The following is a 12,729-nucleotide window of genomic DNA, read 5'->3' on the forward strand; positions in this document are numbered from 1 at the left end:
CTTATAGATTCCTGATCTGGCGCTTAAGCATTTGCAGCGAGGCCGCAGAGGGCCGGCCGTAACGCAATTGCAGATAAAGCGCCGTAATCGCCGCGATCTGCGCAGCCTGCATGGGCAACTGCTGTTGTGCCCGATGGCTGAAATCCTGTGCGCCTTCCTCAGGCGCTTGCTGCAAACCTGCGCGCGCCATCTTTCGCAGAAACCTGGCATATACCTGTTGCAGCGGGTCGCGCCTTGTTTTGTCACGCAGCAGTACCCAGCTGATCAGGCCTAGCACCAGTGCTGTCACCGCGATAAACAGTGCCGTGAGCAGTGATAATGGAAAAGATGCGCCAAAAATCCGGGATAGCAACTCGGCCTGCTTTTGCTGATTGTAACCCAGCACCCACTGGTTCCAGCCGTTGTTGATGGCATCCCAGTTGAGGTAGAGCTTGCGCAGCAGCGGGTAATCGCGCCGTGCCAGCAGCGGCAGGCTGGCGCTTTCGCTAATGGCGCTGGCGATGCCTGCTTCAATGCGCGATGGCGATACCGCGGCGGTGGGGTCTACCCGCACCCAGCCGCGATTGGGAAGCCAGACTTCGGTCCAGGCATGGGCGTCGGATTGGCGCACGATCATGTACTGGCCAACCGGATTCAACTCGCCGCCCTGATAACCCGTGACCACCCGTGCCGGTATCCCGGCGGCCCGCATCAGAAAGGCAAAGCTCCCGGCATAGTGCTCACAGAACCCGCGGCGTGAGTTGAACAGAAAGTCGTCGATGCTGTTCGTGCCCAATGGCGGCGGGGTCAGCGTGTAATAGAAATTCTGTTGGCGAAACATGCGTAGCGCGGCATCTACAATCGCCTGGTGGTCTGGCAGTTGCGCGCGCCATTGTTCGGCCAGGGCGCGTGACTTTGGGTTGCCTTGCTGGGGCAGTTGCAGCAGATAGCGTTCGGCCACCGGCGATAGTTGATCCGCCAGGGTGTAATCCAGATGCGATACACCTTCATAGCGTATGCGGGTGCGTACCGGTTCACGCGCCAGTATCTGCAGATCCGGGCTCGCCAAGGCGCCTGCGGGCAATTGCGATGGCATGTCCAGCACCAGCATCCATGGCTGGTTGTGCGGTTCCAGCGTCACGCTGTAGCGGACAGGTTCTCCACGCACCGATAGCGATTCCCGCGGCAGATACCCCGCACGCCTGTCGGCACGCCACTCGCGGCCATCAAAATAGCCAAATACAGGACCGCGCCAGTAAAGCTGGCTGGCCCTGGGGGGCGCACCGACAAAGCTGACCCGAAACGCCGTGGCACCAGACAGGCTGAGCTCGCTGATATCGCCGGGGCGCATGCGGTCAGAAAGCCCGGTCATGCTCTTGTAGCTATCTTTGGGCACGCCCCACAATGGCCCCGGCAGGCGCGGGAATAGCACAAACAGCACCAGCATCAGCGGTATGGCCTGCCCCAGCAGGGTGAGCGCAAGGCGTAACTGCAGGCCCTGGTCTGAGCCCGACTGCGGTTTTTGCAGGCCGATCAGGGCAGCTGTCAGGCCCGTCACCGGGATCAGCATGCCAGCCGCGACCAGCATGGATTGACCAAACAGGAAGGCGTTGACGGTGAGGAAATAGGCTATGAAGATCACCAGCATGAAATCGCGGCTGCTACGGGACTCCAGCAGCTTCAGCCCCAGCATGAGCGTGAGCAGGGCGACGCTGGCATCGCGCCCGAACAGCCCATCGAAGCTGGCGACGATGCCGGCAATACCAAGCAATGTCAGCGGCAGCAATACCGGCATGCGTGGTAGCGACCAGCCTCGCGACTCAATCAGCCAGCGCCAGCCGAAGATGAGCGCCATCAAGCCATTGATCCAGAGTGGCAGGTGCGCAATGTGCAAGCCCCATACCGCCAGCAGGGAAAGCAGCAGCCAGATCACATCATGGCGTTGCGGCGTGAAGTTGCGCAGGGCGTGGCGGGTAACGCTCATACGGGCAACTCCATCAGTGCCAGGGCTTGCAGGCAGCGGTGGTAATGCGCTTCACCGCGATCCGCCGCCAGCGTGAGCTGCGGCAGGCGTAGGCCATAGCGGCCACCAGCCTGATGCGCGTCCATCACCCAGCGTACCAGCTGGCAGATGCGCTCCTCGCCATCGGGCCCTGTGGTTTCATGCCAGTCCAGCCAGACGCTGGATACGGGCTCGCCCTGAAAATGCTTGCTGTACATGCCTTGCTCGCGCGAAGAGGCTTTCCAGTCGATGCGGCGTGGCGAGTCGCCCGGCCGATAGTGACGCAGTCCGGCAAAATCCTGATCGCCCAGCAGACTATCCCGACTGCCTTTGCCTGCCTGATCCGTGCTGGTGGCACTGCTGCGGCCAGACGCTGCCGGGCGCGGGTAAACCAGCACCCGGCAATCCGTATCGGCATACGACCATGCCTGCAACAGGCCTAAGGGAAACACGGTGAACACCGTGAGGCGCCCGGGTTCGCTCCAGCCGCGTCGGGTGGTGGGGTAAGCGAGCGTGATCGTGCCGGATTGCCTGGGCGGGATGTCGGTGCTCTGCGGCTGCAGGCAGGCTGCGCAAGAGGCGTAAATGGCATGGCGCATGCGACCGGAGGATTCCTTGAGGCGAATTTCCAGTGTGGCCTCTTCCCCAGCAAACACGGGGCTGGTCTGGCAGTGGCTGACTTCCAGCCAGGCGAGATTGCGCCAGGTATGCAGCATGCAGACGATGCCCAGCGCAGCCAAAAGAAAGGTCAGCACAAAGCCCAGGCTCAGGCTGTAATTGATGCTGCCCAGCAGCATGGCAATGATGATGGTGCCGTAGAGCACGCCAGCGCGAGTCGGCAGGATGTAGATATGGCGCGTGGTGAGAACGGGGCCGCGGCGGGCATCAGCGCGGGCTGTGCGTAGCCAGCGCGTCCAGTTCAGGGAAGATTTGATAAAGGCAGCAGGGCGGCTCACAGGCGTTGTGCTGGCCGCGCTAGGGGATGGCGACCGCGTTCAATAAATGCAGCCCGCTATCCGCATGTGATTCCATGCCGACGGCCCATTGAAGCCGGTGGCCCGCTACGCCCGGGAGCACGGCCTGTATATCTTCCGGAATGACAAAGTCGCGGTTGTGCATCAGCGCCCAGGCTTGCGCGCATTGCCGCAGGGCGAGTCCGGCGCGTGGCGATAACCCGGCGCTGTAATCCACCGCTTGTCGGCTGTATTGCAGCAGGGCTTGCAGGTAATCCAGCAGGGCATCTGAAAGGTGCACATGGTCTACTTCGGCCTGCAAGGCCATCAGCTCGACCGCGCTGATGCAGGCTTCGACCTCGCCAACATGGGCGCGGCCACCATTGTTTTGGAGCAAGGCGCGCTCGGATTGCGGATCGGGGTAGCCCAGCCGGATGCGCATCAGAAAGCGGTCCAGCTGGGACTCCGGCAGGGGGAACGTCCCGATATGGTGGGTGGGGTTTTGTGTGGCAATCACGAAAAAGGGCGTTGGCAACGGGCGCGTTTCGCCTTCCAGGGTGACCTGGCCTTCTTCCATGACTTCCAGCAGCGCGCTTTGGGTTTTGGGCGTGGCCCGGTTGATCTCGTCGGCCAGCAGCACGTGGGTAAAGACCGGGCCGGGATGAAACGTGAAGGCGCCGATATTGCGGTCATACACTGAAATGCCCAGCACATCACCCGGCAGCAGGTCGCTGGTGAACTGCACGCGGTTGAACTGCAAGCCCAGTACCTGCGCCAGCGTATGCGAAAGCGTAGTCTTGCCCATGCCGGGCAAGTCTTCGATCAGCAGATGACCGCGCGCCAGTATGCACGCCAGCGCCAGCTTGATCTGCTGCTCCTTGCCCAGAATGATGCTGGAGGTGGCATGAATGATCTGGGCGGCGACAGGGTGCAGGCTGGACATGGACGTTTAGTTGGTTTTACCGAATTTGTTGGACCAGCGTACCAGCACATACATGATGCCCAGCATCAGGCCTGCGCCTACCCAGAGGGCGACATCGGAAGGGATCAGCGAACCATCTTCCACCGGCATGACGATCAGCTTGCGCAGGACCACGATCATGGCAACTTCGATAAAGGCTTCCACTTCCAGCTGGCTGCCACGCAGATAGCGAATCTCTGCAGTAATCAGCGCCGAGATGGACCACAGCAGCATGAGGGTACCGAGGGCATGCAAAAAGCCATGTACCAGATTGTGGGCGGAGGCCGCATCGCGCACATCCACATAAAACAGCCAGGTAAACATCAGCACGGCCACGGCCAGTGCCAGCCCGATGATGATGTGGGCAAAGCCATTGAGCCAGACCATGGCTTTGACGGCATAGCGGTTAACAGCATACAGCTCACGTGGAATATGCACTTTGTCGTATTGTTCTGGTTTTTCTCTGATCATGATGGCAGCTCTTGATGAATATTAGGTGGATGAAATGGCCTTCCCCCGGCCATGCTCTTGGTCCTGCGCGGCCTTGAACTGTTCTGATCCAAGGCTGCATCATGGATTTTGGCACTAGATCAGCAGTTCATCCAGTGCTAGTTGGGAAAATTCGCGAATCAGCCAGGCCTGCGCTTTGCCGCCATCGCTGCGCCAGGCAAGAAAACAGGGCACCTCAGGCTTGGGTTCGGCCACCTGTTTGATCACCAGCGTGCCATTGGCAACATGCTTTGCGGCCATGGTGCGGGGCAGGTAGCCCACTCCCAGACCGCGTTGCTGGGCCAGGAGTTTGGATGCCATGTCCGATACCGTCAGCACATCCTGCCCCTGCAGAATGCCGGAGGTGCGGGGCGCCAGGTCACGCGAGCTATCGGCAGCGGAGATGGAGCGGTATTGCTGGATATCCTGATTTTGCAGGGGTTCGGGCAGGGCGGCCAGCGGGTGATGCGGAGCTACCGCATAATCGAACTCCACCGTGCCCATGGTGTGGGTAATGTAGCCGCCGCCGGGCGGGCCATCGCCCGGCGCGCCTATGGAAATGTCGGCACGGCCAGTGACCAGGGCATCCCAGCTGCCACCATATACCTCGCGCATCAGCCGGATGCGCGTGCCAAAGCCTTGGGCATAGAACTTTTCCAGCACCCGGTATATCGGCGCCACAGTAAACAGGTCGCTCAGGGCAATGCCGAGTTCGGTTTCTACGCCTGTGGCCACGCGCTTGACGCGGGACTCAATCTCTTGCGCCGCTTGCAACAGGCGGCGACCCTCGCGCAACAGCTCGGCGCCGGCTTCTGTCAGCTCCGCCCGATGGCCTTTGCGGTCAAAAATGGCAATGCCAAGATCACTTTCCAGCTTGCGCACCGTGTAAGTAATGGCCGATGGCACGCGAAACAGCGATTCTGCGGCCGCTGCAAAGCTGCCCTTGCGCGCAATGGCATCCAGCACTTCCAGTGCATCCATGGTGAGGGAGGTATTCATATTTTTTGAACGAGATATGCAAAATTATTTGCTAATCTCGTCTTGGCCTTAGGTTTAATATGCTGCAGGTCATTCAATATAATTGAATAAGGCATTCATGATCAAGCTGAGAAAATCTCGTGAACGGGGACATGCCAATCTGGGTTGGCTGGATAGTTACCACTCGTTTTCGTTTTCAAGTTATTACGACCCCGCCTATATGGGTTATTCAGTGCTGCGCGTGATCAATGAGGACGTGATTGAGCCGGGCCGCGGGTTTGGCATGCACAGCCATCGTGATATGGAAATCATCACCTATATGCTGCAGGGCGACTTGCGCCATGAAGACAGCCTGGGAAATGGATCGACCATCCATGCCGGCGATGTGCAGCGCATGACGGCGGGCAGCGGTATTTCTCACAGCGAATTCAATGCATCGCAGACCGCGCAGGCACATCTGCTGCAAATATGGTTGATGCCCGAGCAGGATGACCTGTCACCCGGGTATGAAGAAAAGCATTTTCCACTCGCCGCCAAGCATAATCGCTGGTGCCTGATTGCCTCACGCGAGGGCCGTGACAACAGCTTGAAGATCAACCAGTTCGTGGATCTCTACGCCAGTGTGCTTGATCAGGGTGTAACCTTGGACATGCCGCTGGATAGTGGACGCAGCTATTACCTGCAAGTGGCCCAGGGCAACCTTCAGGCAAATGGCCAGGATTTGCAGCAAGGGGATGCGATCAGAATGGATGGTGAAACCCGGCTGGACTTACGGGCGCTGACGCAAGCGGAAGTGCTGCTGTTTGATCTGCCACCCCATCACATTCCCGCAACGCAGCCGATCTAAGGTCTTCTATCTCAATACATCAGCTGTATCTAAAATTAACTCATCAGGAGCACACATCATGGCAACCATCGCAATCGTGTATCACAGTGGCTACGGCCATACCGCCGCCCAGGCCCAGGCCGTCGCACGCGGTGCTGGCAAATCCGCCGGCACGCAAGTTCACTTGCTGACCAGCGAAGAGGCTCAGCAGCAATGGGAACTTTTGGCAGGGGCCGATGCCATTATCTTCGGCAGTCCGACTTACATGGGCTCGGTGTCGGCCAAGTTCAAGGAGTTCATGGAAGCGAGCTCCAAGATCTGGTACGAGCGCGGCTGGCAAGACAAGCTTGCAGCCGGCTTTACCACCTCTGCCAGCCAAAGCGGCGACAAGCTGGATAGTCTGATTCAGTTGTCCGTATTTGCCGCTCAGCATGGCATGCTCTGGGTCAGTCTGGGGCTGTTGCCCGGCAATAATCATAGTCAGGGCTCAGTAAACGATTTGAATCGACTGGGCAGTTTTCTGGGCGCAATGGCACAAGCCAATAGCGACCAGGGTGCCGATGTGGCGCCTATACAAAGTGATCTGCTGACTGCCGAACATCTGGGCGAACGCGTAGCCGAGCTAGCCAAGCGTTTGCAGGCTTCTTAATTTTTTGCATTTTTAATGGGGATTTCAATGAAACACATCATCGCCTCTCTGGCGCTCGTAAGTTTTGCTGGCGTTGCATCTGCTGCTGTCGATACCTACAACATCGATACCGCACACAGCTTTGCCAACTTCAAGATTCGCCACGTGGTTTCCAAGACTGCCGGCAGCTTCAATGACATCAAGGGCGTTATCAAACTGGACCCGGATAATCTGGCTAACTCCAGCGTCGATGCCCGCATCAATGTTCTCAGCATCAGCACTGGTCTGGCCAAGCGCGATGAGCATATCCAGAAGCCTGAGTATCTGGATGCTGGCGCCTTCAGCGAAATCCAGTTTGTCAGCACCAAGGTCGAAGCCAAAAGCAAAACCCAGGGCGTGATCACCGGTAAATTCACTCTGCATGGCGTGACCAAGGAGATTTCCTTCCCCTTCGTGGTGCTGGGCTATGGCAATGACCCATGGGGCGGCCAGCGCACCGGGATCGAAGCAAACGCTGTGATCAAGGCTTCCGATTATGGTTACACCTGGGGCCAGAAGGTGGGCAGCCCGGTAGGTGACGATATTGAAGTCAATCTGCTGATTGAAGGCGTGAAGCAAAAGTAAGCTAATTCCTGATTCTTAACCTTGGCGTGCTTGCACGCCATTTGTATTTAAAACGTAAAGGAATCTCTCGATGACAGATCTATTCAGCCCGGTAAGCCTGGGTTCCATCCAACTCAAAAACCGCATGGTCATGGCGCCACTGACCCGCAACCGCGCGGGCACCGGCAATGTGCCAACGGACCTCAATGCGCTTTACTACCAGCAGCGTGCCAGTGCTGGATTGATCATTACCGAAGCCACGCCTATTTCTGCCATGGCGCATGGTTATCCGGCAACGCCTGGTATCCATACTCCGGCGCAAGTGGAAGGCTGGAAAAAAGTGGTGCAGGCCGTGCATGCCCAAGGCGGCAAGATCGTTCTGCAACTCTGGCATGTAGGCCGTATTTCGCATCCTTCCTTGCTGCCGGACAATGCCTTGCCGGTGGCGCCATCTGCCATCAAGCCTGCTGGGCAGGCCTTTACCTATCAGGGCCTGCAGGATTTCGTCACGCCACGTGCGCTGGAACTTGCCGAGTTGCCCGGCATCGTGGCAGATTACGCTGCCGCTACCAAGCACGCGCTGGAAGCCGGCTTTGACGGCGTAGAGGTGCATGCCGCCAATGGGTATCTGCTGGACCAGTTCCTGCGTGATGGCAGCAACAAGCGCACGGATCAATACGGTGGCAGCCTGGAAAATCGCAGCCGTCTGTTGCTGGAAGTCGTGAACGCGGTGATTGCCGTGGCCGGTGCTGACAAGGTGGGTGTGCGTATTTCGCCTCTCAATCCGTTCAACGACATGGCGGATTCCAATCCACAGGCACTGTTCAATCACGTGGCCGAAGTATTGAGCCCGCTGGGTCTTGCCTATCTGCACGCCGTCGAAGGCGGCATGGGTGGCGGCGAAGTGGCGCCATTTGATTTCAATGTGTTGCGCAAACACTTCAAGGGCCCATACATCGCCAATTTGGCCTATGACAAAGCGAAAGGCAACGCGGCCATTGCCAGCGGACATGCCGATGCCATCGCCTATGGCGTACCTTTCCTGGCAAATCCGGATCTGGTGGAACGCTTCCGCCAGGATGCGCCATTGAATGCGCCGGATCAGGCCAGCTTCTACGGCGGCACGGAAAAGGGCTACACTGATTACCCGACACTGCAGCAAGCTTAAGCTCTTATTGCCACATTCAGCCCTGACGTGATCAGGGCTGATTTCCATCAGAACAAGGAGTATTCATGAAAAAGCCAGCTACCACGCAAGTCCCTGTTGCCGAGATTATCGCGAACCGCTGGAGCGGACGCGCGTATGACGCCGCCAAAGCGGTCAGCCGCCAGCAGATCATCAGTTTGCTCGAAGCTGCCCGCTGGGCACCATCCTGCTTTGGTGACCAGCCATGGCGTTTTATTGTCTGGGATCGCAACCATGATGCCGGCGCCTGGCAGCAAGCGTTTGAGTGTCTGGTCGAAGGCAATCAGTCCTGGGTGCGCAATGCACCGGTGCTGTTGCTGGTGACCGCCAATACCCTGTTTGATCACAATGGCAAGGAAAACCGCTGGGGCAGCTATGATGCGGGCGCCGCCGCTGAAAACCTGTGCCTGCAGGCGGAAGAGCTCGGCCTGATGGCGCACCAGATGGGCGGGTTTGACACGAAAAAGACGCGCGAAGTCTTTGCTATCCCCGAGCAGTTTCAATTGATGGCCATGATTTCGGTGGGCTATGCCGCGGATGTCTCCACGCTTTCCGGCGATATTCTGGACCGGGAAACCGCTCCGCGTGCGCGCAAAGCCTTGGGTGATATCTTTTTTGATGGTGCCTGGGCCAAGCCGGTAGCCTAAGCCGGACTTGATTCTGTCGCAGGCTGGATATCGATTCGGGGCGCCTTTGGGTGCCCCGAATGCTTTTTCATCTGCTAGAATCGCAGCCTATTTACTATAAAAGCAGGGGTCGGATCATGGCAGTGGTAACCTTAAACCGCAGTAACTTCAAAGACACGATCGTCAACAATGCCATCGTCATTGTCGATTTCTGGGCGCCATGGTGTGAGCCTTGCGTTAATTTTACCGATGTATTCACAGCGGCTTCCGAGAAAAATCCTGACATCGTGTTTGGCATGGTGGATACGGATGATCAGCCCGAGATTGCCGAATACTTTGAAGTGAAAAAAGTGCCTGGCATTCTGGTGATTCGCGAACAGGCTGGCATTCATGCACAAATCGGCGAAATCGGCGCGCCTGCGCTGGACAAGCTGATCGAATGGACGCGCGACTTTGATATGACGCAGGTACGTGCCTATCTGGCGGAAGAAGACGCCCGACTGGCAAAAGAAGCGGCCGCCAAGTAATTCCCGGATATTCCATCCATCTGCATCGGGTGCGGCATGTCTTGAGCATGTGCTGTACCCGATGCCATCCCAATAGCGGCGTTCGCCGCCATGGTCATAAACTTCCGGTTGTAATCAGGCGATACAGAAAGTAGGCGCCTATGCCCATCATGATGTACATGGGCAAGTCGCCACGGGTGGAGGCTTTGCCGTCAGTCGCGGTGCCCAGCCAGCGGTTAAACAGATAGAGTGCCAGCAGTGCCAGTGGAATGGAGAATATCCCCAGCGGGGAATCCAGCATTTTTGTGAATAATTGCTTTAGCAGACCATTGTCGCGAAAAATCTCCACCGCCAGTCCGACAATACCGAGCAGCATGATGCCGATTTTCAACACGGCAATCAGCGTGCTTTTCAATGAATCCGGTTTTTCGGGCTGGCTGGTTTTCATAATGCAGACACTCCCATTGAATCGCGGTTACGGATTACTGCCGGGCAGGTATTTGGCGGGGTCGACAGATTTGCCTTGCTGGCGTATTTCAAAGTGCAGCTTGACCTTGTCGGTATCGCTGTTGCCCATCTCGGCAATTTTCTGGCCGCGGCTGACCTGCTGGCCCTCTTTCACCAGAATCTGATTATTGTGGGCATAGACCGAGAGATAGGTCTTGTTGTGCTTGATAATCACCAGCTTGCCATAACCACGCAGGTCCGAGCCGCTGTAGATCACCTTGCCAGGGGCGGCTGCTACCACGGGCTGCCCTTGTGAACCGGCAATATCAATGCCTTTGCCACTGCCTGTGTCGCTGAAGGTGCCAATGACCTTGCCATTGGTGGGCCAGACCCATTCCAGCGCCTCGTCATTACCAGTTGCTGCGGCATCTGCTTTGGCAGCCGTCTCGGCAGGCTTCGCATCCGCGGGTTTAGTCTCAGCCGGTTTTGCTTCCTGAGCCTTGGCTGCATCCGCCGTTGTGGCGGCTGGCGTTGCCGTTGCTGGTTTGACTGGCGCAACCTGCATGGCTTGCTCGCTGTATGGCACGCGCAACGCCTTGGGCTCGCTCAGCACCGGGATCCCGGTGGCAGGGCTGCTGGCAGATGGCGGGGCATCCGAGCCCAAGGGACGGACTACGACGTTGCCATCGCCGCTGCCCAGGGGGGCGGTGACCACTCCTGTAGCGGTGTCTGTGGATTCCTTGCTGTCCACCGACTTCAGCTGTAATTGCTGGCCAATACGGATGATGTAAGGCGGCGGTATGTTATTGGCCTGCGCGATTTCCTTGTAGTCATAGCCGTACTCCAGGCCAATGCTGAACAGCGTATCGCCTTTTTTCACGGTGTAGCGGTCCGGGCGCCAATCCTTTCCGGGCTGGCTGGTGGCTACGGAGCTGGCAGGTTTTACGGCAGGTGCCTTGCTGGCGGGTGGCCGGCGGTCGATGACCGGCGCGGGCTCATTGGCGGCACAGGCTGCCAGCACCAGTGTGCATGCCAGGGTCAGATAACGGTAAAAAGCAGCTTGTATACTCAAATGATGATGTCCACTCAATTCGTTCCGCCCAGCAGGGGAACGAACTTCACCGGCTCGAGCTTGGTTTGCCGGTATTCGCTGCCATTGGTGGTGGCAACATGTTCAATCAGGTAGAGGATTTGTTCTTCGGTGCCCACCGGGATCACCATGCGTCCGCCTACCGCCAGCTGTTCCAGCAGCTCCTGCGGTACATGGCTGGCAGCCGCTGTGACAATAATGCCATCGAATGGTGCCATCTCAGATAGCCCCATGGTGCCATCCGCATGCTTGAGCTTGATGTTGCTCATGCGCAGCTCGCGCAAGTGGCCGCGGGCTTTCATCAGCAGGGGGCGTATGCGCTCCACCGAGTAGACTTCTTTTGCCACCTTGGAGAGCACGGCGGTCTGATAGCCGCAGCCAGTGCCGATTTCAAGCACGTTGCCCAGTGGTTTGCCAGCACGCAGGATTTCCGTCATGCGGGCGACGATATACGGTTGGGAGATGGTCTGGCCGAAACCGATAGGCAAGGACACATCTTCATAGGCGCGAGAGGACAAAGCCTCATCGACAAAAATATGGCGGGCAATGCTGCCCATGGCGGAAAGGGTGACTTCATCGCGTATGCCTTGCTCACGCAGACGCGCCAGCATGCGCTCACGCGTACGAAGAGAGGTCATGCCTATGCCACGGATTACGCTACTCATGGGTCTTGATCAGAAGTCTAGCCAGGTTTTCAGGGAGCTCAGCTGGTTGTAGTGCGTGAGATCAATCTGCAGGGGTGTCATGGAGACACGGTTGTTGGCCACCGCATAAAAGTCGGTGCCATCACCTGCATCCTGCGCGCCACCTGCGGCACCTACCCAGTACACGGTTTCGCCACGCGGTGTAGTCGACTTGATCACGGGCTCTGCCTTGTGGCGCTTGCCCAGGCGGGTAATCACACGCCCTTGCAGGGCATCGTAAGGCACATCGGGAATATTCACATTGAGCAGCATGGGCGGCGGCGTGTCTTTTTTCTGGATATGCTGCACCAGCTCAACGGCGACGCGGGCGGCGGTCTCGAAATGCGCTGGATTATGATGCGACATGGAGAACGCAAAGGAGGGCACACCTAGCAGATAGCCTTCCATGGCGGCGGCCACCGTGCCGGAGTAAATCGTATCGTCGCCCATATTGGCGCCATCATTGATGCCGGAGATCACCATGTCGGGCAGCTGGTCCAGCAGGCCGGTCACCGCAAGGTGCACACAGTCGGTAGGGGTGCCGTTGACGTAGTAGAAACCATTAAGCGCCTTGCGCACGGTCAGCGGACGATCAAGTGTCAGGGAGTTGCTGGCACCGCTGCGGTTGCGCTCGGGGGCGACCACGACGACTTCGGCGATCTTGCTGATGTGCTCGGCCAGAATGCTAAGGCCAGGCGCAAAATAGCCGTCGTCGTTGGATAGTAGAATTCTCATGCAATTATTATAAGGGAATAATGACGGCGTTGGGGCA

Annotated in this window: 15 protein-coding genes; 6 read left to right on the forward strand and 9 right to left on the reverse strand. The window is 58.0% G+C overall.

All coding sequences use genetic code 11. From position 1 onward, the window contains the following. Window position 1: 1 nt before the first annotated feature. From MPQ_RS04985 to MPQ_RS05005, 5 genes are all read right to left on the reverse strand, one after another. Window positions 2-1,963 (reverse strand): DUF3488 and transglutaminase-like domain-containing protein, encoded by a 1,962-nt coding sequence (locus MPQ_RS04985; RefSeq protein ID WP_013441804.1) that lies wholly within the window; start codon window positions 1,961-1,963, stop codon window positions 2-4. Then, entirely contained in the window at window positions 1,960-2,937 is a 978-nt protein-coding gene (locus MPQ_RS04990; RefSeq protein ID WP_013441805.1) for a DUF58 domain-containing protein, read from the reverse strand. Before MPQ_RS04990 ends, MPQ_RS04985 begins: the two co-directional genes overlap by 4 nt. A 19-nt stretch (window positions 2,938-2,956) precedes the next feature. After that, window positions 2,957-3,877, reverse strand: coding sequence for a MoxR family ATPase (locus tag MPQ_RS04995; protein ID WP_013441806.1), 921 nt, complete (start codon window positions 3,875-3,877; stop codon window positions 2,957-2,959). Between the two features lie 6 nt (window positions 3,878-3,883). Continuing rightward, complete coding sequence (locus MPQ_RS05000) at window positions 3,884-4,366, reverse strand: phosphate-starvation-inducible PsiE family protein (RefSeq protein WP_013441807.1); 483 nt, start codon at window positions 4,364-4,366, stop codon at window positions 3,884-3,886. Between the two features lie 114 nt (window positions 4,367-4,480). Beyond that, window positions 4,481-5,383: a LysR family transcriptional regulator gene (locus MPQ_RS05005; protein WP_013441808.1), complete on the reverse strand. Its 903-nt coding sequence runs from the start codon at window positions 5,381-5,383 to the stop codon at window positions 4,481-4,483. 97 nt (window positions 5,384-5,480) lie between these two features. On the opposite strand from MPQ_RS05005, the gene MPQ_RS05010 reads away from it, so the two are divergent. From MPQ_RS05010 to MPQ_RS05035, 6 genes are all read left to right on the forward strand, one after another. Continuing rightward, on the forward strand, window positions 5,481-6,209 hold the full coding sequence (locus tag MPQ_RS05010; protein ID WP_013441809.1) for a pirin family protein: 729 nt from the start codon (window positions 5,481-5,483) through the stop codon (window positions 6,207-6,209). 58 nt (window positions 6,210-6,267) lie between these two features. Beyond that, complete coding sequence (locus tag MPQ_RS05015; RefSeq protein ID WP_013441810.1) at window positions 6,268-6,837, forward strand: flavodoxin family protein; 570 nt, start codon at window positions 6,268-6,270, stop codon at window positions 6,835-6,837. A gap of 27 nt (window positions 6,838-6,864) precedes the next feature. Next, entirely contained in the window at window positions 6,865-7,440 is a 576-nt protein-coding gene (locus MPQ_RS05020) for a YceI family protein (protein ID WP_013441811.1), read from the forward strand. 70 nt (window positions 7,441-7,510) lie between these two features. Beyond that, window positions 7,511-8,587 (forward strand): alkene reductase, encoded by a 1,077-nt coding sequence (locus MPQ_RS05025; protein WP_013441812.1) that lies wholly within the window; start codon window positions 7,511-7,513, stop codon window positions 8,585-8,587. Between the two features lie 65 nt (window positions 8,588-8,652). Then, window positions 8,653-9,252 carry a nitroreductase family protein gene (locus MPQ_RS05030; RefSeq protein WP_013441813.1) on the forward strand — a complete coding sequence of 200 codons (600 nt, stop codon included), beginning with the start codon at window positions 8,653-8,655 and terminating at the stop codon, window positions 9,250-9,252. A 116-nt stretch (window positions 9,253-9,368) separates the two neighbouring features. After that, entirely contained in the window at window positions 9,369-9,758 is a 390-nt protein-coding gene (locus MPQ_RS05035) for a co-chaperone YbbN (RefSeq protein ID WP_013441814.1), read from the forward strand. A gap of 94 nt (window positions 9,759-9,852) precedes the next feature. Here the strand turns inward: MPQ_RS05035 and MPQ_RS05040 are convergent, their stop codons facing one another. The 4 genes from MPQ_RS05040 to surE are packed head-to-tail and all read right to left on the reverse strand — an operon-like array spanning window position 9,853 to window position 12,692. Next, window positions 9,853-10,185 (reverse strand): hypothetical protein, encoded by a 333-nt coding sequence (locus MPQ_RS05040; protein ID WP_013441815.1) that lies wholly within the window; start codon window positions 10,183-10,185, stop codon window positions 9,853-9,855. Window positions 10,186-10,212: 27 nt separating this feature from the next. Then, window positions 10,213-11,274: a peptidoglycan DD-metalloendopeptidase family protein gene (locus MPQ_RS05045; RefSeq protein WP_013441816.1), complete on the reverse strand. Its 1,062-nt coding sequence runs from the start codon at window positions 11,272-11,274 to the stop codon at window positions 10,213-10,215. Beyond that, complete coding sequence (locus MPQ_RS05050) at window positions 11,271-11,939, reverse strand: protein-L-isoaspartate(D-aspartate) O-methyltransferase (protein WP_013441817.1); 669 nt, start codon at window positions 11,937-11,939, stop codon at window positions 11,271-11,273. The genes MPQ_RS05045 and MPQ_RS05050 overlap by 4 nt, the downstream gene beginning before the upstream one ends. A gap of 9 nt (window positions 11,940-11,948) precedes the next feature. Continuing rightward, window positions 11,949-12,692: a 5'/3'-nucleotidase SurE gene (gene surE, locus MPQ_RS05055; RefSeq protein ID WP_013441818.1), complete on the reverse strand. Its 744-nt coding sequence runs from the start codon at window positions 12,690-12,692 to the stop codon at window positions 11,949-11,951. Window positions 12,693-12,729 lie beyond the last annotated feature (37 nt).

Source organism: Methylovorus sp. MP688, assembly GCF_000183115.1.
Lineage (GTDB): Bacteria > Pseudomonadota > Gammaproteobacteria > Burkholderiales > Methylophilaceae > Methylovorus > Methylovorus glucosotrophus.